This window comes from Sphingobium yanoikuyae (genome assembly GCF_034424525.1).
Taxonomy (GTDB): domain Bacteria; phylum Pseudomonadota; class Alphaproteobacteria; order Sphingomonadales; family Sphingomonadaceae; genus Sphingobium; species Sphingobium yanoikuyae.
In genome coordinates this window covers 1,155,033-1,181,757 of the sequence record NZ_CP139979.1, presented here as the reverse complement: position 1 = coordinate 1,181,757, position 26,725 = coordinate 1,155,033, and the positions used below count along the sequence as shown (strand labels likewise).

The 26,725-nt window shown below is 64.1% G+C and carries 28 protein-coding genes; 18 read left to right on the top strand and 10 right to left on the bottom strand.

Annotation, left to right across the window (positions count from 1 at the left end; translation table 11 throughout):
• The first annotated feature begins 84 nt into the window (after window positions 1–84).
• The 3 genes from U0025_RS05530 to U0025_RS05520 all read left to right on the top strand — a co-directional run bounded on the left by U0025_RS05530 (window position 85) and on the right by U0025_RS05520 (window position 2,153).
• Window positions 85–1,209, top strand: a complete 1,125-nt coding sequence (locus U0025_RS05530) for a DUF3089 domain-containing protein (protein WP_004211844.1) — start codon at window positions 85–87, stop codon at window positions 1,207–1,209.
• 6 nt (window positions 1,210–1,215) lie between these two features.
• Window positions 1,216–1,689, top strand: a complete 474-nt coding sequence (gene ruvX / locus U0025_RS05525) for a Holliday junction resolvase RuvX (RefSeq protein WP_004211843.1) — start codon at window positions 1,216–1,218, stop codon at window positions 1,687–1,689.
• A gap of 299 nt (window positions 1,690–1,988) precedes the next feature.
• Window positions 1,989–2,153: a hypothetical protein gene (locus tag U0025_RS05520; protein WP_004211842.1), complete on the top strand. Its 165-nt coding sequence runs from the start codon at window positions 1,989–1,991 to the stop codon at window positions 2,151–2,153.
• Here the strand turns inward: U0025_RS05520 and U0025_RS05515 are convergent.
• A complete protein-coding gene (locus U0025_RS05515; protein WP_004211840.1) occupies window positions 2,135–2,542 on the bottom strand; it encodes a MerR family transcriptional regulator in 408 nt (135 codons plus the stop codon). The two genes, U0025_RS05520 and U0025_RS05515, sit on opposite strands and share 19 nt — an antisense overlap.
• Before the next feature lie 67 nt (window positions 2,543–2,609).
• Between U0025_RS05515 and U0025_RS05510 the strand changes: the two genes are divergently transcribed.
• Window positions 2,610–3,374: a MauE/DoxX family redox-associated membrane protein gene (locus U0025_RS05510; protein ID WP_004211838.1), complete on the top strand. Its 765-nt coding sequence runs from the start codon at window positions 2,610–2,612 to the stop codon at window positions 3,372–3,374.
• A gap of 52 nt (window positions 3,375–3,426) precedes the next feature.
• Here the strand turns inward: U0025_RS05510 and U0025_RS05505 are convergent, their stop codons facing one another.
• The 3 genes from U0025_RS05505 to serB form a co-directional block, all read right to left on the bottom strand.
• Window positions 3,427–4,920, bottom strand: coding sequence for a L,D-transpeptidase family protein (locus U0025_RS05505; protein ID WP_004211836.1), 1,494 nt, complete (start codon window positions 4,918–4,920; stop codon window positions 3,427–3,429).
• A 68-nt stretch (window positions 4,921–4,988) separates the two neighbouring features.
• The gene (locus tag U0025_RS05500; RefSeq protein ID WP_004211834.1) at window positions 4,989–5,246 is read right to left on the bottom strand and encodes a hypothetical protein; all 258 of its coding nucleotides are present in this window, start codon (window positions 5,244–5,246) and stop codon (window positions 4,989–4,991) included.
• Between the two features lie 160 nt (window positions 5,247–5,406).
• On the bottom strand, window positions 5,407–6,234 hold the full coding sequence (gene serB, locus U0025_RS05495; RefSeq protein ID WP_004211832.1) for a phosphoserine phosphatase SerB: 828 nt from the start codon (window positions 6,232–6,234) through the stop codon (window positions 5,407–5,409).
• A gap of 109 nt (window positions 6,235–6,343) precedes the next feature.
• On the opposite strand from serB, the gene miaA reads away from it, so the two are divergent.
• From miaA to leuA, 7 genes are all read left to right on the top strand, one after another.
• Entirely contained in the window at window positions 6,344–7,288 is a 945-nt protein-coding gene (miaA, locus tag U0025_RS05490; RefSeq protein ID WP_004211831.1) for a tRNA (adenosine(37)-N6)-dimethylallyltransferase MiaA, read from the top strand.
• 104 nt (window positions 7,289–7,392) lie between these two features.
• Window positions 7,393–9,144, top strand: coding sequence for an acetolactate synthase 3 large subunit (locus U0025_RS05485; protein ID WP_004211830.1), 1,752 nt, complete (start codon window positions 7,393–7,395; stop codon window positions 9,142–9,144).
• Window positions 9,141–9,488 (top strand): hypothetical protein, encoded by a 348-nt coding sequence (locus U0025_RS05480; RefSeq protein ID WP_004211829.1) that lies wholly within the window; start codon window positions 9,141–9,143, stop codon window positions 9,486–9,488. Before U0025_RS05485 ends, U0025_RS05480 begins: the two co-directional genes overlap by 4 nt.
• The gene (gene ilvN / locus U0025_RS05475; RefSeq protein ID WP_004211828.1) at window positions 9,488–10,003 is read left to right on the top strand and encodes an acetolactate synthase small subunit; all 516 of its coding nucleotides are present in this window, start codon (window positions 9,488–9,490) and stop codon (window positions 10,001–10,003) included. Before U0025_RS05480 ends, ilvN begins: the two co-directional genes overlap by 1 nt.
• 89 nt (window positions 10,004–10,092) lie before the next feature.
• A complete protein-coding gene (gene ilvC / locus U0025_RS05470) occupies window positions 10,093–11,112 on the top strand; it encodes a ketol-acid reductoisomerase (protein ID WP_004211826.1) in 1,020 nt (339 codons plus the stop codon).
• A 238-nt stretch (window positions 11,113–11,350) separates the two neighbouring features.
• The gene (locus U0025_RS05465) at window positions 11,351–11,971 is read left to right on the top strand and encodes a YceI family protein (protein ID WP_004211824.1); all 621 of its coding nucleotides are present in this window, start codon (window positions 11,351–11,353) and stop codon (window positions 11,969–11,971) included.
• A 250-nt stretch (window positions 11,972–12,221) separates the two neighbouring features.
• A complete protein-coding gene (leuA, locus tag U0025_RS05460; RefSeq protein ID WP_004211819.1) occupies window positions 12,222–13,895 on the top strand; it encodes a 2-isopropylmalate synthase in 1,674 nt (557 codons plus the stop codon).
• 118 nt (window positions 13,896–14,013) lie between these two features.
• Here leuA and U0025_RS05455 read toward each other — a convergent pair whose 3' ends face one another.
• Window positions 14,014–15,396: a M20/M25/M40 family metallo-hydrolase gene (locus U0025_RS05455; protein WP_254792261.1), complete on the bottom strand. Its 1,383-nt coding sequence runs from the start codon at window positions 15,394–15,396 to the stop codon at window positions 14,014–14,016.
• Window positions 15,397–15,590: 194 nt separating this feature from the next.
• Between U0025_RS05455 and U0025_RS05450 the strand changes: the two genes are divergently transcribed.
• Window positions 15,591–16,892 (top strand): dicarboxylate/amino acid:cation symporter, encoded by a 1,302-nt coding sequence (locus U0025_RS05450; RefSeq protein ID WP_004211815.1) that lies wholly within the window; start codon window positions 15,591–15,593, stop codon window positions 16,890–16,892.
• 36 nt (window positions 16,893–16,928) lie between these two features.
• On the opposite strand, the gene U0025_RS05445 is transcribed toward U0025_RS05450, so the two are convergent.
• From U0025_RS05445 to U0025_RS05435, 3 genes are all read right to left on the bottom strand, one after another.
• Entirely contained in the window at window positions 16,929–17,696 is a 768-nt protein-coding gene (locus U0025_RS05445) for a ThuA domain-containing protein (RefSeq protein WP_004211814.1), read from the bottom strand.
• Window positions 17,697–17,767: 71 nt separating this feature from the next.
• The gene (locus U0025_RS05440; RefSeq protein WP_004211813.1) at window positions 17,768–18,154 is read right to left on the bottom strand and encodes a RidA family protein; all 387 of its coding nucleotides are present in this window, start codon (window positions 18,152–18,154) and stop codon (window positions 17,768–17,770) included.
• Window positions 18,154–19,311 carry an alanine racemase gene (locus U0025_RS05435; protein ID WP_004211812.1) on the bottom strand — a complete coding sequence of 386 codons (1,158 nt, stop codon included), beginning with the start codon at window positions 19,309–19,311 and terminating at the stop codon, window positions 18,154–18,156. The genes U0025_RS05440 and U0025_RS05435 overlap by 1 nt, the downstream gene beginning before the upstream one ends.
• Before the next feature lie 149 nt (window positions 19,312–19,460).
• Here U0025_RS05435 and U0025_RS05430 point away from each other — a divergent pair, with 149 nt between their 5' ends.
• The 5 genes from U0025_RS05430 (at window position 19,461) to trmFO (ending at window position 23,412) form a co-directional block, all read left to right on the top strand.
• Window positions 19,461–20,006: a GbsR/MarR family transcriptional regulator gene (locus tag U0025_RS05430; RefSeq protein WP_004211810.1), complete on the top strand. Its 546-nt coding sequence runs from the start codon at window positions 19,461–19,463 to the stop codon at window positions 20,004–20,006.
• A 61-nt stretch (window positions 20,007–20,067) separates the two neighbouring features.
• Entirely contained in the window at window positions 20,068–21,090 is a 1,023-nt protein-coding gene (locus tag U0025_RS05425) for an SRPBCC family protein (RefSeq protein ID WP_004211808.1), read from the top strand.
• 20 nt (window positions 21,091–21,110) lie between these two features.
• Window positions 21,111–21,482, top strand: coding sequence for a hypothetical protein (locus U0025_RS05420; protein WP_004211807.1), 372 nt, complete (start codon window positions 21,111–21,113; stop codon window positions 21,480–21,482).
• A gap of 52 nt (window positions 21,483–21,534) precedes the next feature.
• Entirely contained in the window at window positions 21,535–21,942 is a 408-nt protein-coding gene (locus U0025_RS05415; protein WP_004211806.1) for a hypothetical protein, read from the top strand.
• A gap of 123 nt (window positions 21,943–22,065) precedes the next feature.
• The gene (gene trmFO, locus U0025_RS05410) at window positions 22,066–23,412 is read left to right on the top strand and encodes a methylenetetrahydrofolate--tRNA-(uracil(54)-C(5))-methyltransferase (FADH(2)-oxidizing) TrmFO (RefSeq protein WP_004211805.1); all 1,347 of its coding nucleotides are present in this window, start codon (window positions 22,066–22,068) and stop codon (window positions 23,410–23,412) included.
• A 16-nt stretch (window positions 23,413–23,428) separates the two neighbouring features.
• On the opposite strand, the gene U0025_RS05405 is transcribed toward trmFO, so the two are convergent.
• Both U0025_RS05405 and U0025_RS05400 read right to left on the bottom strand, forming a co-directional pair.
• A complete protein-coding gene (locus U0025_RS05405) occupies window positions 23,429–23,893 on the bottom strand; it encodes an EF-hand domain-containing protein (RefSeq protein WP_004211803.1) in 465 nt (154 codons plus the stop codon).
• A 45-nt stretch (window positions 23,894–23,938) separates the two neighbouring features.
• Entirely contained in the window at window positions 23,939–24,598 is a 660-nt protein-coding gene (locus tag U0025_RS05400; RefSeq protein ID WP_004211802.1) for a hypothetical protein, read from the bottom strand.
• Between the two features lie 139 nt (window positions 24,599–24,737).
• On the opposite strand from U0025_RS05400, the gene U0025_RS05395 reads away from it, so the two are divergent.
• The gene (locus U0025_RS05395) at window positions 24,738–26,714 is read left to right on the top strand and encodes a pilus assembly protein (RefSeq protein ID WP_004211801.1); all 1,977 of its coding nucleotides are present in this window, start codon (window positions 24,738–24,740) and stop codon (window positions 26,712–26,714) included.
• Window positions 26,715–26,725 lie beyond the last annotated feature (11 nt).

Here is a 26,725-nt window from a genome sequence, read left to right as displayed (position 1 = left end):
CCATCTTGCATGACTGCCGCGCATGGGCCAGACAGGCCGCACGAAGGCGGGGCGATCCCCGCACAGGGATGGAGACGAGAGCAAGTGGCCCGCAAATTCCTCTATATCGTCGCCGGCCTGGTCGTGCTGGTGCTTGCGATGCTGCTCGCCTATCGCATCTGGGGGATGCAGATCATGCGGGCGGTGATGGTCCCGCGCGAAGCGTTCCAGCCGCTCCAGCCCCTGCCCGCCAACGCCTATGACGATCCGAAAATGTGGATCGCCCGCCCCGACCAGACCAAGGACAATCCCGCGCTCTGGACGCCGCAGGGCGCGGCCAAGCTTGCGCCGCCCGCGCAGAAGGCCGCCGTCTTCTTCATCCATCCGACCAGCTATGTGACGCCGCTTGGCAATGCCCATTGGAATGCGCCGCTGGACGACGCGGAAAGCAACGCGACCGCGCGCCGCTTCGTGCTGAGCCAGGCCAGCGCCTTCAGCGCCGCCGGCAATGTCTGGGCACCCCGCTATCGCCAAGCCAATTATGGCGCATTCCTCACCACCGGAGCGGAGGGCGACCAGGCACTCGCAGCAGCCTATCGCGACGTGACCCAAGCCTTCGCCGCCTTTCTCAAGGCCAATCCCACCGGTCCGCTGATCCTCGCCGGCCACAGCCAGGGGTCACGCCACCTGCTGCAACTGGTGCGCGAACAGGTGGCGGGCAAACCGGTCGCCGACCGGATCGCCGCCATCTATGCCGTGGGCTGGCCGATCTCGGTCGAGGCGGACCTGCCTGCATTGGGCTTCCCCGCCTGTGCCAGGCGGGATCAATCGCATTGCATCGTCAGCTGGCAAAGCTATGCCGAACCGGCCGATCCGTCCGCCGTGGTCGAAAGCTTCGAGCGCAAGCAGGGCCTCAATGGCCAGCCGCGCAAGGGCACGCACATGCTCTGCACCAATCCGATCACCGGCACCTTCAACGGCAATGCGCCCGCCAGCGCCAATATCGGCACGCTCGACGCCCGCGCCGCCGACAAGCCGGCTCATCTGGTGGCCGGCATCGTCCCTGCCCGCTGTGACACCAGCGGCGTGCTGATGATCGGCGAGCCGGTCGACATGGGCCCCTACACGCTGCCCGGCAATAATTATCACGTCTATGATTATAGCCTGTTCTGGGGCAATGTGCGCGACGACGCCCGCCAGCGACTGGCGGCCTTTACCAAGACGCACTGAGACGTAATGAAACTTGTCACGACTGACCGCGCGGAATTTCGCGCAGCCCTGCCCGAGGGTGGTCGCCTGATCGGCATGGATGTCGGCACGAAGACGATCGGCCTGGCCCTGTGCGACGCGCAATGGTCGATCGCCAGTCCCGCCTACACCGTCAATCGCGGCAAGTTCAGCAAGGACAAGCCGGCGCTCGAAGCCTTCATGGCGCAGCAGCAGGTCAAGGGCATCGTCATCGGCCTGCCGCTCAACCTCGACGGCACCAACAGCCCGCGCAGCCAGGCCAGCCGCGCCTTCGCTCATAATGTCGCGGACATCGGCCTGCCGGTGCTGCTGTGGGACGAGCGCTGGTCGACCCAGGCCGTCACCCGCACCCTGCTGGAAGCCGACGCCAGCCGCGCCCGGCGCGACGAACTGGTCGACAAGCTTGCTGCCAGCTACATCCTCCAGGGCGCGATCGACGGCCTCGTCGCCGGGCTGGAATAGGCACGCCTGTCCTACAGCATGCCGCCCGGCTACATTCCCGGCGGCTCTTTCCCATCCTGATCCCACGCCGCTTTCCGATAGGATCAGCGGAACGTAACATTATGTCAGAATGTGCGGGAAATATGCGAAGTTAAGCGCGCGATTTCCAACATTTACCCTGTCACGCACGCGCTGCCGGAGTTGCATATATCTGAAGTAACAGCGTTAAAGCGCCGTTTACGTGATCGCGCTCACGGATTGATCGGTGCGAAAGCGATATTCCCTGCCCTGCAGTCGAACGGAAAAGGGCGGACGGATCAATGACCGAAGGCAAGAGTCCGGAAGATATCTGGCACATCATCAGCGAACAGCGGCGCATGATGCGCGACCATTTTCGCCGTGATCCCACCAGCTACTCGGTGCGTCGGGAAATGTCGCGCCGGCAGATGGCGCAGAAGCAGGACGATCAGACGCAGGACGTCTGAGCGCCGTCCTCGAACGCCGCGATGATCGGGCATGGCCCTTCATCGGAGGCATGGCATTGCCGGGCCAGTCGCGTCAGCGCCGCCCGCGCCGCCTCCAGTTCCGCGATCTTCACATCCAGCGCCGCGATCCGATCGGCCGCCAGCTCGCGCGCCCGCTTGCGATCCTGCCCGGCATCGAGTTGCAGCAGCTCGCCGATCTGCTCCAGCGTGAAGCCCGCCGCCTGCGCCGACCGGATGAAGCGCAGCCGGCGCACATCGCCCTCGCCATAGCGCCGCACGCTGCCCTCCGGCCGATCGGGCGCATCCAGCAGGCCGCGCCGCTGGTAGAAGCGCACCGTCTCCACCCCGACATCGCCCGCGCGGGCCAGTGCGGAAATTGTCATACTCATGCCTTGACTCCGTACCATGGTACAGACCCTATATGAGGGGCATCGCAGCGTAAACAAGGATGATGCAATGTCCCCAGCCTCGGGAAATCCGCCCCCGGAAAAGACGGCCCAGCTCTACCGTATGGTGATGCCCGGTCATGTCTGTCCCTATGGCCTCAAGGCGCGCTGGCTGCTGCGCCGCCATGGCTATCGGGTCGAGGATCATGCCCTTACCAGCCGGGCCGAGACCGACGTCTTCAAGGCGCAGCATGACGTGAAGACGACACCGCAAATCTTCATCGACGGCCGGCGGATCGGCGGCCATGACGATCTGCGCCGCTTCCTGGGCCTCAAGGTGCCGGTGCCCGGCGCGACCAGCTATGTGCCGGTGCTGGCCGTCTTCGCCGTCGCCGCACTGCTGGCGCTGGCGATCAACTGGCTAACCTTGGCGCCGCTGGTCGGCCTGCTGACGCTCGAACGGTTCATCGCCATCGCCATGATGCTGCTCGCCATGCTGAAGCTGCAGGATGTGGAGCGGTTCGCGACCATGTTCCTGAACTACGACCTGCTCGCCCGACGCGTCATTCCCTATGGCCGCATCTATCCCTTCCTGGAACTGGGCGCTGGCGCGCTGATGCTGACCGGCCTTGCTCCCTGGCTGTCGATCCCGGTCGCCCTGTTCATCGGCGGCATCGGCGCAATATCGGTGTTCAAGGCGGTCTATATCGAGAAGCGCGAACTGAAATGCGCCTGCGTCGGCGGCAGCAGCAACGTGCCGCTCGGCTTCGTCTCGCTGACCGAGAATGTCATGATGGTCGCCATGGCCCTGTGGATGCTGGCAGGCATCCACTGATCCAACAACGCGGATGGTTGCCGGCATCCATTGAGCCGGCAGGACGGGGAGGTTACTCCCCGTCCCGTCCATAATCGTCCGGCAGGAACTGCACCCCGTCCGCCGTCGGCACCACCGTCAGATAGGTGAGATAGACCGGCACCGGGCGGGGCAGCGGCACATATTGTTCGGGTGCGTCGCTCTCTGCGGTCGGCGTCTTGCCGAAGAACCAGCGGCCCAGACGCTGCGCATCCTCCAGCCGGACGCAGCCATTGCTGAAATGGCGCACCGGCTTGGCGAACAGCGCCCGGTCGGGCGTGTCGTGCAGATAGATGCCCAGGTCATTGGGGAACATGAACTTGATCTTCCCCATGGCATTATTGCCGCCGGGCAACTGGCGCACGCGCAATTCGCGCCGCCCCGCTGCCACCGCCTGCCAGTCGATCTCACTCTGGTTCAGCGTCTGCGCGTCGGCGGTCCAGTCGCTCAGTGCCTCATAGCGCATCTTCCTGAGCGTCGCCCCGTCAAGGATCTTGGGTGCGATCTTACGCTCGACCAGGTCGGGCGGGACATTCCAATAGGGGTTGAGCGTCGCATAGCGGATCATGCCCGCCATCATCGGCGTCTGGCTTTCCTTGGCGCCGGCCACGACCTTCATCGATCCGTCCAGTTCGCCGCCGCTATAATAATAGAGCCGCGCCGATGCCGCATCGACCTCAACATGCCGCACCCATGGACCGGGCAGCAGCCGCGCCCGCTCCAGATTGAGCGCCAATATCCGGCCATAATGGCCCGGACCACGATTGAGCGCCTCGATCGTCTGGGCGCCGGCAATGCCGTCCGCATCCAGCCCATGATCGGCCTGGAACAGCTTGACCTTGACCACCAATGCCTTGTCATAATCGACCCCGTCGGCCAGCCCCAGCCGATGGCGCAGGATCGCGATCTCGCCGCTCGATCCGCCCGGCCGCAGCTTGACGTCGGTCGGCACGCTCACCGCCGGCAGGCCGCCCCAGCGCGTCGCATAGGCGCCGCTCGCCGCGCGCAGCTTCATGTAGAGCGGGCTCATCCAGCCCGCCTTCTCGACATAGCTCGCCAGCGACGGCGCGACCGCCGCCGCGCGCAGCACCTCCGCCGCATCTGGCGCCTGCGGTTCCACCTCGGGGTCGAGATAGCGCATCTTCACCGCCTTGGACGGGCGGCGGACATCGGCGACATAGGCAGCCAGCGCCTTTGACAGGGCGACGTCGACCCGCGCAAGCGCCTTGGGGTCGCCCGAGGCATCGGCCTCCTTGATCGCCCGCAACAACCCCCTGGCATCATAGTCGCGCGATCGCAGCCCGTCCTGATCGGCACTGTCGAGCAGCGTCAGCAGCGCTTGCGCCGGTTCGGCGCGGACCTTGCCCTTGTCGCTCCACAGCGGCCAATAGCCGCGCGTGCCATAGAAATCGCGCAGCTTGCCGCTTGCCGCCGACCGGATTTCAGCTGCCACGCTCGACCGCGCCGCCGTGTCGCTGGCGGCCGGCTGCGCAGCCACCATCCCCGGCACGGAACCGGCGATCAGCATGACGAGGATCAGGGAAACAGGATGTCGGGGGGCGCGGCGGAAATGCCGCGCCCGGAAAGGAAGATTGCTCAGCCGCGTTCTCCGGAACGGGGCGGCGCCGGCGGCGGCGGGGGCGGCGGACAGGGCGGTCCCTGGACCGGGTGATAGATGCCATCCGACGTATAATAGCCGTCGACATAGCCATCGCCGTTGCGGTCTGCGGCCACCGTGCCGGCAATCGCGCCCGACCCGAGCGGCGGCGCGCTGGTCACCGGCGCATCATTTTTCGAGCAGGCGCTCAGCGCCAGCAGGCTACCGGCGACCAGCGCCATTGTCTGGATTTTCATACCATCTCCCTGTGCGCCGCGATCCTGTCGCGACACCAATTGGACCCACTGCCGGGATGCAGTGCGACGACAACGGTTCAGGGGCGAAATGGAATCCATTACCCTTGTGCAATGACGGCAGGACGTGCCTCAAGCGCGCCCAGCCGTTGAGCATATGGGATCAGTCGCGGACCCAGTCGGCCGAAGCAATACCCTGGGCATAGAGCAGCACCGACAAGTCGCCATGGACGATCTCGGCCGCTGCCGCCGCGCGGGTCTTGGGCTTGGCATGATAGGCAACGCCCAGCCCCGCCCCCTCGATCATCGGAATGTCATTGGCGCCATCGCCCACCGCCAGCGTCAGCGCACGATCGATCCCGCCGTCGATCGCGGCCTCCAGTTCGGTGCGCTTGCGCGCGGCATCGACGATCGGCACGGTGACGGTGCCAAGCAGCGCGCCGTCGGCGATTTCCAGCACATTGGCGACATGGACGTCGAAGCCGATTTCCGCCGCCACCGGCCCGGTGAAGCGGGTGAAGCCGCCAGAAACCAGCAGGGTGCGCGCACCGCGCGCCTTCATCGTGCGCACCAGTTCGCGCGCACCGCCCATGATCACCACCCGCTCCTCGCGGCACTGGTCGATCGCGCTGTCGGGCAGCCCTTTCAGCAGGGCGACGCGACCATGCAGCGCGCCTTCGAAATCCAGCTCGCCGCGCATCGCCCGTTCGGTGATCTCGGCAATCTGCGGCTTGATCCCGGCATAATCGGCCAGTTCGTCGATGCACTCGACCGTGATCATGGTCGAATCCATGTCGGCGATCAGCAGCTTCTTCTCGCGTGTGGCGGCAGGTTGGACGATCACATCCAAAGCCAAGTCACGGCCATACCCGCCCTGCGCGATGGAAAGTGCGATCTCTTTGATCGCTCGCGAAATTTCGAGGCAATCCGATTTTTCGACACCGTCCGCCGGTTCAAAGAAGATGTCCGCAGCGATGCCGTCGTCGATCATGGATATGGAGTAACCAGCGCACCCAGTACAATCGCGATCAAACTGGTGCGCAATTTCGCTGAGCAGGTCGTGGTCCAACCCACCTTTTGCCACTAAGGTCGCGACGAACATGTCAAACTCCGAACCAGAAACAGGCGAATCCCGCCCACCGGTCGCGCTTATTGCCGGGCCGACAGCCAGCGGCAAGAGCGCGCTCGCCGTCCGCCTGGCCCAGATCGCCGACGGCGTCGTCATCAATGCCGATGCCAGCCAGGTCTATGCCGACCTGGCGATCCTGTCCGCCCGCCCGTCGCAAGAGGAAATGGGCGGCGTGCCCCATCGCCTGTTCGGCCATATCGACGGAGCGGAAGCCTGCTCCGCCGCGCGCTGGGCGGCCGAGGCCAGGGCGGAGATCGACGCCGCCCATGAAGCCGGCAAGTTGCCCGTGCTGGTCGGCGGCACCGGCCTTTATATACGGACGTTGCTCGACGGCATCGCGCCGGTGCCGGAAATCGATGCCGATATCCGCGCCGCCGTCCGCGCCATGCCGGTGGCGCAGGCGCACGAAGCATTGCGCAGCGAAGACCCGGAGGCCGCTGCCCGCCTCGCCCCGGCCGACACCACCCGCGTTGCCCGCGCGCTGGAAGTGGTGCGATCGACCGGCAAGCCGCTGAAGCTATGGCAGCAGCACAAGCAGGGCGGCATCGCCGACCGCATCAGCCTGTCCCCGATGATCCTGCTGCCGCCGCGCGACTGGCTGATCGAGCGCTGCGACCGACGTTTCGAGCTGATGATCGATCAGGGCGCTGTTGCCGAGGTGGAGGCGCTGCTGCCCCGCAACCTCAATCCCGACCTGCCGGTGATGCGCGCGATCGGTGTGCCGGAAATCGCCGCCTGGCTCAAAGCTGACATCGATCGTGACACGATGATGGCCCGTGGCCAGCTCGCCACGCGCCAATATGCCAAACGCCAATATACCTGGTTCTCCAACCAGCCGCCACAGGACTGGCACCGCGAAAAGAGATCTATTGATGCTGAAATTGCCAATGAATTAGCAATTAAATTACAACAATAGGGGTTGACCACGCATTTTATGTCCTCTAGACGCTGGCGCCTTGCCAATGCGGGCGCGACGGCGCAGACCCGCGAGCCAGCATCTTAAAAAAGAGGAGTTTCATCGTGGCCGAAAAGAGCGGCGCGGACATTTTGGTCGAGTGCCTGGTTGATCTGGGCGTCGAAGTTGTGTTCGGCTATCCGGGCGGCGCCGTGCTGCCCATCTATGACGCGCTCTATAATCACCCCACGATCAAGCATGTCCTAGTGCGCCACGAGCAGGGCGCGACCCACATGGCCGAGGGCTATGCCCGTTCGACCGGCAAGCCCGGCGTCGTCCTGGTCACCTCCGGCCCCGGCGCGACCAATGCCGTCACCGGCATCACCGACGCGCTGCTGGATTCGATCCCGATGATCGTCATCACCGGTCAGGTGCCGACGCAACTGATCGGCACCGACGCCTTCCAGGAGGCGGACACGGTCGGCATCACGCGCCACTGCACCAAGCATAATTATCTGGTGAAGGATCCGGCCAAGCTGGCCGGCATCGTTCATGAGGCATTCCATATCGCCACCACCGGTCGCCCCGGCCCGGTCGTCGTCGACATTCCCAAGAATGTCCAGATCGCGACCGCACCCTATGCCCGGCCGGAACTGAAGGTCCATGCCAGCTATCATCCGCAGACCAAGGCGGATGCCGCCGCGATCGATACGGCGGTCGAGATGCTGGCCGCGGCCGAGCGGCCGATCTTCTACACCGGCGGCGGCGTCATCAATTCGGGTCCGCAGGCCAGCGCCCTGCTGCGCGAACTGGCGGCGATGACCGGTGCGCCCGTCACCTCGACCCTGATGGGCCTGGGCGCCTTCCCCGCTTCGTCCGACCAGTGGGTCGGCATGCTGGGCATGCACGGCACCTATGAAGCCAATTGGGCGATGAACCAGGCGGACCTGATCCTGTGCATCGGCGCGCGTTTCGACGATCGCGTCACCGGCCGGCTGGACGCCTTCGCCCCCAACAGCCGCAAGGTGCATATCGATATCGACCGCAGCTCGATCAACAAGATCGTCGACGTCGATGTCGCGGTCGTCGCCGATGTCGGCAGCGCGCTGGAGGACATGATCGCCCTGTGGAAGCGGCGCGGCCATGAAAAGGCGGACCTGTCGGGCTGGTGGGCACGGATCGCCGAATGGCGTGCCAAGAAGAGCCTGTCCTACCCCGAAAGCGGCAGCGAGATCATGCCGCAAAAGGCGATCGCGGACCTCTACAAGGCGACCCGCGCGACCGGCAAGGACATCATCATCACCACCGAAGTCGGCCAGCACCAGATGTGGGCGGCCCAGCATTTCGGCTTTGAAGAACCGAACAAATGGCTGACCTCGGGCGGCCTGGGCACGATGGGCTATGGCTTCCCGGCCGCCATCGGCGCGCAGATGGGCAATCCCGACAGCATCAGCATCTGCATCGCCGGCGACGCCTCGATCCAGATGAACATCCAGGAAATGGGGACGGCCAGCCAGTATCGGCTGCCGGTCAAGATCTTCATCCTGAACAATGAATATATGGGCATGGTCCGCCAGTGGCAGGAACTGACCTATGAAAGTCGCTATTCCAACAGCTATTCCGACAGCCTGCCCGACTTCGTGAAGCTGGGCGAGGCCTATGGCTGGACCGGCATCCGCATCGAAGGACCGCAGGAACTGGAGGCCGGCATCCGTCAGATGCTGGAAACCGACGGCCCCGTCATCGTGGACTGTCGCGTGGCGAAGCTCTCCAACTGCTTCCCGATGATCCCGTCGGGCGCGGCCCATACCGAAATGCTGCTCGATCCCAACCAGATCGAAGGCGTCATGTCGGACGAGGCAAAGGCACTGGTGTGATCACCCCCGCCAAGGTCCGCATTTTCGTGACCGAACCCTGGGATTTCGAACGGATCACAGGCACGACCGAACTCACCGGCTGGACCAGCGACCATGCTGACCCCGACAATGAGGAATGGGAAGTGCATCTGGATAGCGGGTTCGAATATCATGGCCTGCAGGTCGATCGGCTGCTGGCCGGCCCACGCTATGTGGGCGAACATCTTCTGCGGATGTTCGACGCGGTGACGGCCTTCCCCGTCCGCCTCGCCCACCCGCAGGACGATGATTGGCACTATGCCTTTATCGGCATGATCTCGCCGCGCCCCGAGCGCGAAGAAATGGAAGACGGGAACAGCATCTGATGCATATCCACGAAGAACAGAGCGAGCGGCACGTCCTGTCGCTGACGGTGTCGAACGAGGCGGGCATATTGGCCCGCATCGCCGGCCTGTTCACCGCGCGCGGCTATAATATCGACAGCCTGACCGTGGCCGACATTACCGACGATCATGCGATCAGCCGCATCACCATCGTCACCAACGGCCCGCCCAAGGTGATCGACCAGATCATCGCCCAGCTCGACCGGCTGGTCCCGGTCCACAAGGTCACCGACCTGACCGACGCCGGCCCGTTCGTCGAGCGCGAACTGGCGCTGGTCAAGGTCGCCGGCACCGGCGAAGACCGGATCGAGGCGCTGCGCCTGGCCGACGTGTTCCGTGCCAAGGTGGTCGACACGACGATCGAGAGCTTCATCTTCGAGATTACCGGCACGACCGAGAAGATCGACAATTTCGTCGGCCTGATGCGCCAGATCGGCCTGGTCGAGGTCGGTCGCACCGGCGTTGCCGGCCTGATCCGCGGCAAGGAGCCGGCCTGATATTCCATTCCGCGCCGTCACAGGCGGCGTTTCTTTCCACCACTATTGTCTAACGCCCCCTGCATGGGGGGACGAGAAGGGGTTTTCCAATGAAGGTTTATTACGATCGCGACGCAGACATCGGCCTGATCAAGGGCAAGAAGGTTGCCATATTGGGCTATGGTTCGCAGGGCCACGCCCATGCACAGAATCTGCGCGACTCCGGCGTTGCCGAAGTCGCCATTGCGCTGCGCCCCGGTTCGCCCAGCGCCAAGAAGGCCGAAGGCGCCGGTTTCAAGGTGCTGCCGAACAAGGAAGCCGCCCAGTGGGCCGACGTGCTGATGATCCTGGCGCCCGACGAGCATCAGGCCGCCATCTATGAAGCCGACATCAAGGGCAATCTGCGCCCCGGCGCCGCGCTCGCCTTCGCCCATGGCCTGAACATCCATTTCGGCCTGATCGAAGTCCCCGCCGACATCGACGTCATCATGATCGCGCCCAAGGGCCCCGGCCACACCGTGCGCGGCGAATATCAGCGCGGCGGCGGCGTCCCCTGCCTGATCGCCGTCCATCAGGACGCGACCGGCAACGCCCATGACATCGCCCTGTCCTACGCCTCGGGCGTCGGCGGCGGCCGCAGCGGCATCATCGAGACCAACTTCCGCGAGGAATGCGAAACCGATCTGTTCGGCGAGCAGGCCGTGCTGTGCGGCGGCGCCACCGCGCTGGTCCAGGCCGGTTTCGAAACCCTGGTCGAAGCCGGCTACGCCCCGGAAATGGCCTATTTCGAGTGCCTGCACGAGCTGAAGCTGATCGTCGACCTTATGTATGAAGGCGGCATCGCCGACATGCGCTACTCGATCTCGAACACCGCCGAATATGGCGACATCAAGACCGGCCCGCGCATCATCACCGAGGAAACCAAGAAGGAAATGAAGCGCGTTCTGGCCGACATCCAGTCGGGCCGCTTCGTCAAGGACTTCATCCTCGACAACCGCGCCGGTCAGCCCGAACTCAAGGCCAGCCGCAAGCAGGCCGCCGCCCACCAGATCGAAAAGACCGGTTCGCAGCTGCGCGCCATGATGCCCTGGATCGGCGCCAACAAGCTGGTCAACAAGGACAAGAACTAAGCGGATAGCAGCCCCTCCCTTCCAGGGAGGGGTTGGGGTGGGTGCGAGCGTAGCGAGCTGTGCCCTAGCGAATTGGCGCCGCAAGTGCGGCGCACCCACCCCCTGCCCCTCCCTGAAAAGGGAGGGGAGAAATAGCGGCAAACCGGAACGATCCGTTTCCGGTTACGCCTCTGGAACAATCGAGGGACGTGGCATATTCTGTGCCGCGTCCTTTGAATGCTTTTGGAGAGCGTTTCCCATGCGCAAATATCTGATCTCTGCCGCTGCCCTGATCGCGGTCGCCGGCGGCACTGTTGTCATCGCCCAGGCCCCGATGGCCGTCCCCGGCAGCAAGGATGTCGCCAAGGTCACCGGCGGCACCTATAGCATCGAACCCAGCCACACCCAGATCGTCTTCGCCTATGACCATATGGGCTTCACCAACAATATGGGCGTCATCACCCAGCCGACCGGCACGCTGACGCTGGACAAGGCCAACCTCTCGGCTTCGAAGGTGTCGATCACCCTGCCGATCGCCAACCTCACCACCGGCATCCCGGCGCTGAACGAGCATCTCGCCAAGCCCGAATTTTTCGACGCAGCCAAGTTCCCGACCGCGACCTTCGTGTCGACCGGCGTGAAGCCCGACGGCGCGACCGGCGCGGACATCACCGGCAACCTGACCATCAAGGGCATCACCAAGCCGGTGACGCTGGATGCCGAATTCTATGGCGCCGGTGCGAACCCGATGAACAAGAAGGAAAATGTCGGCTTCGTCGCGACCGGTACGATCAAGCGCAGCGATTTCGGCATGGGCGGCTTCGTTCCCGTCGTCGGCGACAATGTCGAACTGAAGATCATCGTCGCGTTCCAGAAATAAGCGCGCGCACGACATTTTCTGTCAAAAATGCGGGGCCGGCTTGCAAGTCGGCCCCATTTCGCGTTATGGGCGCATCCATCATGCAGAGCGTCGCGCTTCTTACCCTGCTACGACTTACACGCCCTTAGGCGTGGCTTTTGTGCTGCCTTCCGGCTAAGGGCAGCGTCGATCCGCCTAAGGGCATTCATCACAGTCAAGTCGTACCCCGGAGCGCGCCATAGCGTCCCGAGCCAGGAAGTAGTTTGATCCCATGATGCTGACCGATCCTTCGCAGAAATACCGCCCCTTCCCCCAGGTGGACCTGCCCAATCGCCAATGGCCGTCCAAGGTCATCACCAAGGCGCCCCGCTGGCTATCGACCGACATGCGCGACGGCAACCAGTCGCTGATCGACCCGATGAATGCGGAAAAGAAGCGCCGCTTCTTCGACCTGCTGGTCAAGGTCGGCGTCAAGGAGATCGAGGTCGGCTTCCCCGCCGCCGGCGCGACCGAGTTCGACTTCATCTCGGGCCTGGTCAAGGAAGGCGCCATCCCCGACGATGTCATGCCCCAGGTGCTGACCCAGGCGCGCGAAGACCTGATCGCCACCACCTTCGAAAGCCTGCGCGGAGCGAAGCAAGCCATCGTCCATGTCTATAACGCGATCTCGCCGGCCTGGCGCAACATCGTGTTCCAAATGGAACGGCCGGAAATCAAGCAGATCGCGATCAACGCCGCCAAGCTGCTGCGCGACAATGCGGCGCGCATGCCCGACACCGACTGGCATTTCGAATATAGCCCCGAAACCTTCTCGACCGCCGAGCTGGATTTCAGCCTGGAATGTTGCGAGGCGGTGATGGACATCCTGCAGCCGACACCGGATCGGCCGCTGATCCTGAACCTGCCCGCCACCGTCGAGTGCGCGACCCCCAACATCTATGCCGACCAGATCGAATGGATCTGCCGCAACATCTCGCGCCGTGACAGCGTGGTGATCTCGCTGCACACCCATAATGACCGGGGCACCGGCGTCGCCGCCGCCGAACTGGGCATCATGGCCGGCGCCGACCGCGTCGAAGGCTGCCTGTTCGGTAATGGCGAACGCACGGGCAATTGCGACTTGGTGACCGTCGCGCTCAACATGTACACGCAGGGCGTCGACCCGGAACTGGACTTCAGCGACATCGATGAAGTCATCCAGACCGTCGAATATTGCAACCAGCTGCCGGTCCACCCGCGCCACCCTTATGCCGGCGAACTGGTGTTCACCGCCTTCTCAGGGTCGCATCAGGACGCAATCAAGAAGGGTTTTGCCGCACAGGAAGCGCGCAACGACCTGTTCTGGAACGTCCCCTATCTGCCGATCGATCCCAAGGATCTGGGCCGCGACTATGAAGCGGTGATCCGCGTCAATTCGCAGTCGGGCAAGGGCGGCGTCGCCTGGGTGCTGCAGCAGGACAAGGGTTACAAGCTGCCGAAGCGGATGCAGGCCGACTTCTCGAAGGTGGTGCAGGCGCTGGCCGACCAGTCGAGCCGCGAACTCAATGCCGCCGATATCTCGGCCGCGTTCGACGACTATTATCACCAGACCGGCGACCAAGCCTACAGCCTGATCGACTATCATGAGAGCGGCAGTGCGGGCGACCGCATCTTCACCGGCAAGATCGTTCATGAAGGTGGCGAGCGCTCGATCTCGGGCCGCGGCAACGGCCTCATCTCGTCGGTGCTGGCTGCGCTGCGCGACGAACTGGGCGTGGTGCTGGATGTCGCCGACTATAATGAGCACGCTATCGGCGCCGGCACCGACGTGAACGCCGCCGCCTATGTCGAATGCCGCACCGCCGACGGCCGCACCGTCTTCGGCATCGGCACCGACAGCGACGTGGCGACCGCTTCGGTCAAGGCCGTCCTCTCGGCCGCCAATGCGGTGGCCGTGCGGGGCTGATATCCATCCGTTCGCCCTGAGCGAAGTCGAAGGGCACGGCCGACCATCTGGAGGCCACTTCGCTTCGCTCAGTGTCGGGCTTCGACTTCGCTCAGCCCGAACGGAGTGGGGACAACCGTTACTTGGCCAGCGCCCGCACCACGCTGTCCCACTGGGCCAGTGATGCGGCGATACCCGCCACCGGCACCCGTTCATTCAGGCCATGGGCAAAGCCGTCCTCGGCCTTCATGAACAGGCTGGAGACGCCATAGCTGGGCACGCCCAGCGCGCGGAAATAAAGGCTGTCGGTTGCGCCGGCCGACATGCCCGGCATCACCGTGATCGCGGGCGAGCGCGCCTTGATCGCGGCGGCCACGGCCTTCACCACATCGTCGCGCAACGGCGAGGCATCGCTGCCGGTCGGGTCGTTGAGCGTGGTGAAGGTCGCGCTTTGATCCTCCACCACCTTGACCAGTTGCGCCTTCACGTCGTCGATCTTCACGCCGGGGAAGATGCGGCAATTGACGCTGACCTTGGCGCTCTGCGGCAGGGCATTGAGCGCATGGCCGCCCGACAGCATGGTCGCGACGCAAGTGGTGCGCACCTGCCCGACAAATTCCGGTCGGCTCGACAATAGTTCCGCAGAAGCCGGATCCTGGGTCGCGGCATAGAGACGCATCGCTTCCCCCACGTCGCCGCCGATCCGCTGCGCCGACAGGCTGAGCGACGCCTTGGTCAGCTCGTTGATCATCGGCGGGAACTGATAGGCCGCGATCCGGTCGATCGCCTTGGCCAGCCGATAGATCGGGTTGCCCGGCGTCGGCGCGCTCGAATGACCGCCCGGATCGGTGAAGCCGATCTCGAAATCGGCATAGGTCTTCTCGCCCGCCTGCAACTGGTAGAGGACGGGCTTGCCACTCTCGTCGAGCAGGCCGCCACCGCCATCGCCGTTCAGCAGCAGCTCGGCATCCTTATACTTGGCCGCCAGCGCCTTGGTGGTGATCATGTTGGTCTCCTCGTCGCCCGACAAGAGCAGGATGACGGTGCGGCGCGGGGTCCAGCCCTCCTTCTTGAGCTGCGCCAGCGTCGCGACCATCATCGCGACATCATATTTATTATCTTCCGAGCCGCGCCCGAAAATATAACCATCCTCCTCGACCGGAACGAAGGGATCGCGCGTCCAGTCGGCGCGGTTGGCGGCCACCACGTCCATATGGCCGATCATCAGCATCGGCTTCAGGCTGGGGTCGCGCCCCTTGATCGTCGCCGCCAGCGTCGCGGTCTCGCCCATCGGGGTGATGACGATATCCCCATCGGCAAAGCCCGCCTGCTTCAGCACCGAGGCATAATAGGCGGCCAGCCCGGGCACCTGCCCCGAGCCCTCGACCGTTTTGAAGGCGACCGATCGCTTCAATATCTCCTTGGCCACGCCCGCATCCGCTGCCGCCTGCGCCCCGACTGGCATTGCCAGCCCCCCTCCTGCCAGCATCGCCCCTGCCAGCAATATCCCCCGCAATTGCATATATTTATACTCCCTGATGGACCCGAGCGACGATTGTGGCATAGCGGATCGTGCCGTTCCATGCGTTTGATCGGACGGCGCGCGGAAAGAGGGCCACCTTATCCGCACTGAACCCCTTGAAAGAATTGCTTGCGCGCAATCGGACAGATGCCATCCGATATAGCGCGCCGGTCGTCCAAAGGAAAAATGCCATCATGGCCCTCAATTATCGCAGCTTCGGCTTCCAGGTTCTGCTCGGCATGATCGTGGGCCTTGCCCTCGGTCTCGTCGCGCGCCAGATCGGCGCAGGCCCCGATGGCGACCTCAACTGGCTGGCGACCACGCTCAAGACGGTCGGATCGATCTTCGTCTCGCTCTTGAAGGCTATCGTGCCGCCTCTGGTGTTCGCCGCGATCGTCGCGTCGATCGCCAATCTGCGCGCACTCGACAATGCCGCCCGTCTCGCCGGCCAGACCCTGCTGTGGTTCGCGATCACCGCGCTGATCGCGGTCAGCATCGGCCTTGCCATCGGCCTGATCGTCCAGCCGGGCGCGGGCCTGCACGGCACCGCGCTCGCCATGGGCAAGGCGGATTCGGTCGGCGGCTGGCTCGATTTCCTGAAAGGCCTGGTCCCCGGCAACAGCCTGGCCCTGTCCGGCAGCACCAAGATCACCGACGGCAGCGCCAGCACCAGCATCTCGTTCAACATCCTGCAATTGCTGGTCATCTCGATCGCGGTCGGCCTCGCCACGCTCAAGGTCGGCGACAAGGCGGAGCCCTTCCTCTCCTTCGTCCGCTCGCTGCTCGCCGTCGTCCGTGCAATCCTGGGCTGGGTCATCCGCCTGACGCCGATCGGTTCGGCCGCGCTGATCGGTACCGCGATCGCCACCTATGGCTGGAGCGCGCTGGCGCAGCTCGGCACCTTCACCGCCGCCATCTATCTCGGCCTCGGCCTCGTCCTGCTGGTGGTCTATCCGCTGCTGCTGATCGCCAATGGCCTGAAACCCGGCCCCTTCTTCGCCAAGGCCTGGCCGGCGATCCAGCTTGCCTTCGTTTCGCGCTCGTCGGTCGGCACCCTTCCGGTGACCGAGACCGTGACCGAGCGGCTGGGTGTCGACAAGGGCTATGCCGCCTTCGCCATCCCGCTCGCCTCGACCACCAAGATGGACGGCTGCGCCTCCATCTATCCGGCGCTGGCGGCGATCTTTGTCGCGGGCTTCTATGGCATCCCGCTGCATTTCATCGACTATGTGCTGATCGTCTTCGTATCGGTCATCGGCTCGGCCGCCACGGCTGGCCTGACCGGCGCGATCGTGATGCTGACCCTCACCCTCTCGACGCTCGGCCTGCCGCTGGAAGGCGCCGGCCTGCTGCTGGCGATCGACCCGATCCTCGACATGGGCCGCACCGCCGTCAACGTTGCGGGCCAGGTGCTGGTCGGCGTGATCGTCGCCAAGCGCGAGGGCATTCTCGACGAGAGCGCCTATTATGGCGAAGGCGAACTGGTCGCCGCCTGATCGAAAACCGGGCGGCGCGGGTGTTCCGCGCCGCCGTCAGGGCAACTGGCCGCGCCCGGTCGCCGTCCAGTAGATGCCGCCCATCAGATGGTCGAGATAGCGCGGATCGCGATACATCTCGCCATTATGGCCCAGCGTGGTGACGAACACCCGCCCCTTCTCATAAGCATGATACCAGGCGACGGGATGCTCCCGCCCCATCGGTTTCGCCACCTGCCCCGGCCAGATTTTGGTCGGGTCGTAGCTGCTTTCCTCGACATTCAGCACCGGATGGATCGTCACCTTATAGGGGTTGGCGGTGACATAATATTCGTCGGTCCAGACCCAGCGATCGGGCAGGCCATAGGTGGCGGGAAATCCCTTGTCGGTCGGCGTCACCACCGCAGTCTGCACCATCGGATGGATGACGAAACTGCGCCCGACCATCTTCTCGTACCAGGCCCATTCGCCCGGCGGCGTGATGAGCGCGCGATGCACGACGATGGCATTGCCACCCGCGCGCATATATTCCTCGAACCTCGCGCGCTGGGCTGGGGTCAGTTCCTCGCCCGGCGTGTTGAGGAACATCACCGCCGCATATTGGCTGAGATCGCCGTCGAAGACCGACGTATTGTTGGCCCAGGTGAAGCTGAAATCATGCAGTTTGCCCAGATGCTCCAGGCTGTCGCGCGCGATCGGTATATATTCATAATGATATTTGTTCGGGATGGCGAGGACGAGCAGCTTATACTGGTCCTCCGCCTGCACCGCTGCGGGCACCGACAGCGCCATCAGGGCGATGAGTGCCCCGACCTTGTTTCTCATCCGCCTGTCTCCTTCGCTCGCCTATCGCTAGGACAGGCGGCGACGGAAAGATAGCGCTCCCATGGTCGTAGTCAGCCCGGCAGCAGACCGATCGCGTCCACCTCGACCAGACAGCCATGATGGAGTTCGGGCGCGGGCACCACCGTGCGCGCCGGCCGGGCATCCCCCATCATCTCTGCATAGATGGCATTGAAACGCGGCCAATTCTCGACGCCGACGATATAGGCGGTGACGCGCGCGATCCGTTCCGGCCCACATCCCGCCTCTGCCAGGATCGCCAGCATGTTGCCGATCGCCAGCCGTGCCTGATCCTCAAACGACAGGTCGCTGCGCGGCCCCTGCCCCACCACCACCGGCAATTGCCCCGACACAAAGACGAAGCCATTGGCAATCGTCGCCTGCGCATAATGGCCGGCGGGCGCCGGTGCCTTGTCGGTCTCGATCCGCGTCACGTCCATCACCATCCTCCAAATCGCGGCCAGACCGCTTCCACCATATCGCTGCCGCCCCGCACCACATGGTAGCGATCATGCTGCGCCCCGGTGGCACAGGCATGATTGGGCAATATCCGCACCCGATCACCCACCGCCAGGTCCGGCAGAGCGCCGGATGCCCCCGGCCGCAGCGCGATGATGCCATGCTCCTGATTGGCATCGACCAGGACCAGATCGCCATAGGGCCGCCCGTCCCGGTCGCAAACCAAGCCATAGCCCTGATCGACGTCCTGTTTCGCCGTGCCGCGATCGCGCGACATCGCCATCCAGCCGGCATCGACCAAGATCCAGCCCTTGTCCCGTTGATGCCCGATCACCGTCGCCAGCACCGACAGGGCGATGTCGTCCACCGAGCAGATGCCGATCCCGGCCATCACCAGATCGAAGAAGACGAAGACGCCGGCGCGTACCTCGGTCACGCCACTCAGGTCCGTGGCATGATGGGCGGTGGGGGTCGATCCGACGCTGATCACCGGACAATCATGCCCCGCCTCTTTCAAGGTCCGCGCCGCCGCCACCACGGCATCCCGCTCGGCGTCAGCGCAGGCGCGCAGTTCTGCATCGCCCCTTGCGCCATAGCTACCGCCGGCATGGGTCATCACGCCGCGCAATGCCCCGCCCTGTGCCAGCGCCGCGCCGATCGCCCGCAATCGCGCCGCATCGCCGGGCTGCACGCCCGACCGATGCCCGTCGCAATCAATCTCGATCAGCGCCGGAATGGCCGTGCCCGCCGCGCGCGATGCAGCCGCGACCGCCTCCGCCTGCTCGACCGAATCCAGCACGATCGCCAGGTCCACGCCCTGCGCCCGCAGCGCCAGTATCTCGGGCAACTTGGCCGGGCTGATGCCGACCGCATAGAGAATGTCGCGCACCCCGGCCGCCGCAAAGCGGCGCGCCTCCTGCAGGGTCGATACCGTCGCCGGCCCCTGCGCCGTCGGCATCAGCTGCTGCGCAACCTCGACCGACTTGGCGGTCTTGAGATGCGGCCGCATCCCCACGCCCAGCCCGTCCAGATGCGCGCGCAGCCGCGTAATGTTGCGATCCATCCGGTCGGCATCCAGCACAAGGCAGGGTGTTGGCAAGGTATCGAGCGAGGCGGGATCGTCGGAAAGGGCTGACATAAAAAGCTCCGTTGCTGATCCGCAGATTGCCGAGATGTGGCGGCTTTTCAACGGGCTCGACGGATTTCGGCGATTTTTCCTCCGCCGTCACCGCCCCCTTGCCCGACTCTCTCCATTCCGTTATTTCTGTTTTTACAGAAAGGAATGTCATGCCACTTCTCGACCATCCCGATGCCAAGGCGTTCCTGCTCCACTGGGGTGAGATGGGCACGCAATGGGGCGTCAACCGGTCGGTCAGCCAGGTCCATGCGCTGCTCTATCTGTCGGACCATCCCCTGCCCGCCGACGAGATTGTCGACCAGCTTGGCCTGGCCCGCTCCAATGTCTCGACCGCGCTCAAGGAACTGCAATCCTATGCGATCGTCCGCCGCGTCCATGTCGAGGGCGACCGGCGCGACCATTTCGTCGCGGAAACCGACCTGTGGGAAATGCTCACCCGCATCGCTGCCGAGCGCAAGCGGCGGGAGATCGACCCGACCATCGCCCTGCTCAACGACCTCGCCCAGCGGCTGGCCAAGGATGAAAGCTGCCCGCCCCATGTGCGCGAACGCATCACCCGCATGCATGAATTCATGTCGACGCTCGGCAACTGGTATGAGCAGGTCAACAAGCTGCCCAAGTCGACCCTGATCGCCCTCATGAAGCTCGGCAACAAAATTGCCCGCTTTATCCCCACCGGCAAGAGCAAGGACTAGTCGCTGCTGATCGATGCGCCCTGACACCCGATCGCGCCCAGCTATTTCGGAGTTTACAGAAATGTCTGACGCAAACGACGAAAATCCCGATCCCATCGCCCCGCCCGTTCGCACCGGATCGGCGCCGCTGCGCATCGCCTCGGCCGTCGCGCTGGCCATGGCCTTCGCGATCGGCGTCTATCTGCTGCTCGACGCCACCCGCGTGAACGGACTCATCAGCTTCACCTTCCTGCTGCTCCTGCCCGCCGCGCTCACCGCCTTCGTCGCCTATGTGGGCGATCCCTGGGCACAGAGGTCGCGCCGCTATTATATGACGATGCCGCTCTGGCTGCTGGGCGCGACCATCCTCCTGTCCGTCCCGGTGCTGAAGGAGGGGGTGATCTGCATCGTCATGCTCGCCCCGCTCTGGATCGCCAGCGGCCTGGCTGGCGCCTATGCCACCTATCGGCTGCGCGGTCGCGCTGGCGATCGTGGCACCAGCTATTGCATGGCGGTGCTCGCCATGCCGCTGATCGCGATGCAGGTCGAACCGATGATCCCCCTGCCCGACGCCACCGCCACGGTCAGTCGCTCAATCATCGTCGAGGCCAGTCCGGACCGGATCTGGCCGCTGCTCCGCGGCATTCCCGATGTCCGGCCGGGCGACGGCACATGGACCTTCACCCAGGATGTGCTGGGCGTGCCCCGGCCGCTCGGCGCCCATATGCTGGGTGACGGGATCGGCGCAGTCCGCATGGCCGACTGGGGCCGGCAGGTGCGGTTTCGCGAGCATATCATCGACTGGCAACCGGGCCGCAGCATCGGCTGGCGCTTCGATTTTCGCGGGCTCGACGCCTGGCAGTTCACCGACCGGCACCTGATGCCCGACAGCGCCTATTTCAAGGTGACGACCGGCGGCTATCGCATGGAACCGGCCGGCCCCGGCCGCACCCGCGTCATCATCGACACCCATTATTGGATGCAGACCCCGGTCAATGGCTATTCCCGGCTGTGGGGCGAAATCTTCCTGGGCGACATCGAAAAGAACCTGCTCGCCCTCATCAAACAGCGCGCCGAAAGGCCGATCACGCCCGCCATCCTTTGACTGCCAAAAGGAGATGAACCATGGTTGAAACTGCCTATGCCCTCTATCTGGTCATCACGCTCGCCATCACCATCTGGGTCGCGCGCACCCTGTCTAAAAATGGCGAGGTCTTCCTGACCCAATGTTTCGGCCATGATGCGCAACTGGCCCGGTCGACCAACCATCTGCTCGTCGTCGGCTTCTACCTCGTCAACATCGGCTTCATCACCCTGACGCTCAGCCTGGGGAAGGAACCGACCAGCTATGCCGAAACGATCCGCTTCCTCAGCGCCAAGATCGGCCTCGCCGTGCTCGTGCTGGGCGGAATGCATTTCTTCAACATGGGCGCGATCGCCCATTTCGGTCGCAAGGTGAATGGCTGGCTGCACGACGGCCATACCCAGGCTGCCTGATCGCCAGCCGGGGGGGGTGTGCCCCGTCCTTCCCCCTTTCCGGGAGGTTCCGATGTCCCATGCCGATCCTGCCCATCTTCGCGGCGCCGGCCGCGCGATCCTGACCGCCGGCCCGCTGTTCATGACGCTCTATCTGGCCGCCGATCTCTATCGCCGCATACCCGATGCCATTACGGTGGATCTGGGCATCCTCATCATCCTGCCCCTCATATTGCTCTTCGCGTTGATCTTCGGCCCCTTGGTTGCCGCCATCCCGATCATCATCGGGACGACGTCGATGCGCGTCCTGGCATATCATTGCCCCCTTTTTGCACCCCGCGCCTTCTGGTTGCTCGCCGGTGCCGCCATCGGCTTCGGCGTGGCTTATGGCTGCGACCTACTGGGGGAAGTCCCCGATTTGAGCTTTGCCCTGATCGCCACCAGCGGCCTCAGCGGCTGGCTGGCCTACACGCCGGAATAGTATTTCCGCGCCCCTGTCCTATTGAACCATGCCCCGTTATACTGATTGCATCTTATAACAATATGTCCCACTGGCGTTCGGAAATTGCCGAATGTGCGGGAAAAGTGCGAAGTTAAGCGAAATATGTCCAATCATCAGATCCATGTCATCGGCGGCGGTCTCGCCGGTTCGGAAGCCGCCTGGCAGCTCGCCCAGGCCGGTATCAAGGTCCGCCTGTCGGAAATGCGCGGCACCGGAGAGATGACCCCGGCGCACCAGACCGATGGGCTGGCGGAACTGGTCTGCTCCAACAGTTTCCGTTCCGATGACGCGGACAAGAATGCCGTGGGCTTGCTGCATCAGGAAATGCGCCGCCTCGGCTCACTGATCATGGACCGCGCCGAACCGGCCAAGGTGCCGGCCGGCTCTGCCCTGGCGGTCGATCGTCATGTCTTTTCCGACGGCGTTACCCGCGCGCTGGCCGAACATCCCAATGTCGAGATCGTGCGCGAGCGGATCGACACGCTGCCCACCGACGGCATGACCATCGTCGCCACCGGGCCGCTGACCGCAGCGGCGCTCGCCAGCAGCATCGGCGAAGCGGCCGGCATGGAGCATCTCGCCTTTTTCGACGCGATCGCGCCGGTCATCCATTTCGACAGCATCGACATGGAAGAATGCTGGATGGCCAATCGCTGGGACAAGATCGGCCCCGGCGGTGGCGAGGGCAAGGACTATATCAACTGCCCGATGAACAAGGAGCAGTATCAGGCCTTCGTCCAGGGGCTGCTCGACGGCGAGAAGACCGAGTTCAAGGAATGGGAGTCGAGCACCCCCTATTTCGAGGGCTGCATGCCGATCGAGGTGATGGCCTCGCGCGGGCCGGAAACGCTGCGCCACGGCCCGATGAAGCCGATGGGGCTCGACAATCCCAAGACCGGCCGCTGGCCCTATGCCGTGGTCCAGCTGCGCCAGGACAATGCGTCGGGCACGTTGTGGAACATGGTCGGTTTTCAGACCAAGCTGAAGCATGGCGCGCAGGTCGAGCTGTTCCGCACCATTCCGGGGCTTGAAAAGGCCGAGTTCGCGCGGCTGGGCGGGCTGCATCGCAACACCTTCATCCAGAGCCCCAAGCTGCTCGATCCGACGCTGCGCCTGAAAAGCGCGCCGCATATCCGTTTCGCCGGGCAGATGACCGGGTGCGAGGGCTATGTCGAAAGCGCGGCCATCGGCCTCATCGCCGGGCGTTTCGCCGCAGCCGAGATATTGGGCCAGGAGCTGGCGCCGCCGCCCGCCGACACCGCGCTCGGCGCGCTGCTCGGCCATGTCACCGGCAATGTCGAGACCACCGATTATCAGCCGATGAACGTCAATTTCGGTCTTTTCCCGACGCTCGACGACGTCAAGAAGAAGCAGCGCAAGGAAGCCTATACCGCCCGCGCCCGCGCCTCTTTCGGTCGCTGGCTGGGCGAGGTGGTGGAACCGGCCTGACCCTTCCGGGACAGGCTCAGCATTTGCAGCGCGGTTTCGCCGCCCGCTTCGGCGCGGTGGTGGCGAATTCGGCCGGGGTCAGCTTGCCGTCCTTGTCGGCATCGGCCCCGCCAAAGCGATCGGCCGTGGCCACCGCCCATTCCTCGAACGACAGGAGATTATCCTTGTTCGCGTCGAGTTGTTTGAACGCGGCGGTGCGGCTGCCCAGCATCTCGATCCGGCTGATGATGCCGTCGCGATTGCGGTCATAACGGGCGAAGCGCTTTTCCTCGCGGCTCTGCGGGCTGGCTTCGCCGGGCATCGGTGGTGCCTCGCCAACCGCATCGGGGTCACCCTCGGGCAGAGCCTCATTGGCTGGCGGTGGCGGTGGCGCGAGCAACGCCTGGGGCGGCGGCTCGTTGGTCGCCCGCCCCTGCCACCAGAACAGGCCCGCCGCGACCAGCAGCAACGCCCCTATGCCCCCAGCCAGCAACCGTCCCATCGCCCGCTCCCCCTTTCGTGACGGCAGCGAACCTATCGCGATCGACTAGCGCCCGACAAGCGCGATCCGCATCAGTCGCCAGGCCATGTTCCGCGTCAGCCCGACCGGCGCCCGCTGTCTCCGCTCGACATCATGCCGCGCCAGCAGATAGGCGATGCGCAGCGGCTTCCACGCCCTGGGCCACGCCGGATCGCCCACCTGCGGTAACAGGTCACGGGCCAGGCCGATGGCGGCATCGGCCAGTGCCTCGTCGCCGCTATGGGCGGACAGATCCCACAAGGCCCAGACCTTGCCCGCCGCGATCAGCCAGTCGGGTGCATCGGCCACATCGGCCAGCGCCTGGAACAGCCCGCCGCCGCGCCCGGCGGCATAGTCGCGCAGGCCGGTGAGGTCGATTTCCAACTCCACCACCAGCACTTCCCAGCCATCCAGCATCGCCGGGATACCGGGCGCGGCCAGCGCACCGATCGCGCGGAGCCAGTCGACCACCGGTTCGCCCTGCCCCTTGACGCCCGCCTCGTCACTGACGACGCTCAGCCACCAGGCGAGGCGCATCTGTCCGATCGCCGGATCGCTGGTGGTTCGCGCAATTTGCGCAAAGCGCTGATCCAGCGCCCAGAGCGCCCGATGCCGCTCGGCAAAGCGCCCCGCATGCCCAGAAAGCAGGCGCGCCAGCGGCGCCAGATCGTCCGTGCGATCCATCATTTCGATCCCGATCTAAAAATGGCTTATCAATCCTTTAACCAGACTTCGCATAGAGACCCTAACCAGTCCCGTTGCATGGCCGACGATGGCCCTGTCCAGATTTCTGGGGGGAAACGGGCGACATGGGTGAATGCGGAACATGGGCAAGCAGATCAAGCGCGCGATGACATTCCTTGGCCGGCTTCGGCGCAACCAGGCGGGCAACACGCTCGCCATGGTGGCCGCAGCGGTCATTCCCCTTGCCGGTCTGATCGGGGGCGGCGTGGACATGAGCCGCGCCTATATGGTCCGCGCGCGCATGCAGCAAGCCTGTGACGCCGCAGCACTGGCGGGGCGCCGTGCAATGACGACCGCGTCGATGACCGAAGACAACAAGGCTGAAGCGAAGAAATTCTTCGACTTCAACTTCCCGCAGCAGACCTTCGGCGCCGCCAACTTCACGCCCGTGATCCAGAGCAAGCCGGGCGAGACAACGACCGTCCAGGTGTCGGCCGAAACCACCATCCCGACCACCATCATGCGCATCTTCGGCATCCAGACATTGTCGTTGGCCGTGAACTGCGATTCCCGCTTCGACATCGGCAATACCGACGTGATGCTGGTGCTGGATACGACAGGGTCGATGAAGGATTCGATTTCCACCGGTTCCGGCAGCGCAACGACCACGAAACTGGCAGCGCTGCAGCAGGCGGTGAAGGATTTCTACGACACGCTGGGGCCCGGTTCCGATACCAGCGGCCGCATCCGCTATGGATTCATGCCTTATAGCAGCACGGTCAACGTCGGAAAATCACTACCTGCCAGCTATTTGCAGGGTGGGACGTCAGGCGAAACCTGGGATTATCAGACCCGGCGCTGGGGCTTCTGGGGCAATTATGACACCACCACGACCTATGGCACCTGGACGAAGCTTTCCGGCAGCGAGAGCACCAGCACCGGCACGGAAAGCAGCAGGAACAGTTGCCCGTCGATCCCCAGCAGCACGGGCACGACCACGACCAGTAATTCGAATGTCCAATCGACGACCGACAGCAAGGGCGTGATCACCGAAACAGCGACTGTCACGCGCACGCGCAACGGTATGTTCTACACCGCATCAGGCAGTTGCTACACTTCAAACAGTCGCTACAGGCAGGATTGGGAAGCAAAGAATTACAACAGCTATAAGGATCAGACCACCGCGACGACGACGCGCACACCCAAATATGAATGGCAATATACACAATTGCCGCTGGATGTGACGCAATTCGTAAAGGGAAATGCGGTCGCCAACCCTGCCTATAATTCGGCGTCCAACAGCGACGGGCTGTCATCGACATCCACCTGGAATGGCTGCATCGAGGAACGCTCCACCGACAGCAGCATCACCAAAGATACGTCGACCGCCTCCATCCCCAGCACGGCATACGACCTTCAGATCGATACCCTGCCCAACAGCAAGGATACAAAATGGCGCCCTCACTGGCCCGACGTCGAATTCTCGCGCAGCGGCACGGGAGTGGCCTACACCGGCAGTTGGCTGAATAGTTCGGGCAGTATCAGTGGCGGCTTTGTCGCTTGCCCGACCCAGGCGCGTAAGCTGACATCTTATGCCAACCGGACGACCGTGCCCACCGGCCAGACCAGCAGCTATAACAGCTATGTCGACAGCCTCGTCGCGGTCGGCGGCACCTATCACACCATCGGCATGATGTGGGGCGCTCGCTTCCTCTCACCGACCGGCATCTTCTCGTCCGACAATGCAGCGGCGCCCAACGGGTTTAACGTTTCCCGCCACATCGTCTTCATGACCGATGGCAAGATGAGCGCATATAATAACGTCTATGGTGCATGGGGTTATCAGGCGCTCGATCAGCGCGATGGCCCTTCCGGTGCCAGCAATGACGATCTGACCGCCATCCACAAGCGCCGCATGGAAATGATGTGCAACGCGATCAAGTCGAAGGGCATCACCATCTGGGTCATCGGTTTCAGCGACGAGGACGTGATGAGCAGCGAGCTCCAGAATTGCGCCAGCAGCGCAAACCACTGGAGCATGAACTATACATCGGCCTCCCTGAAGACGACCTTCCAGAATATCGCCAAGAATATTGGCGGCCTCCGGTTGTCGAACTGATGCGCTGGCTC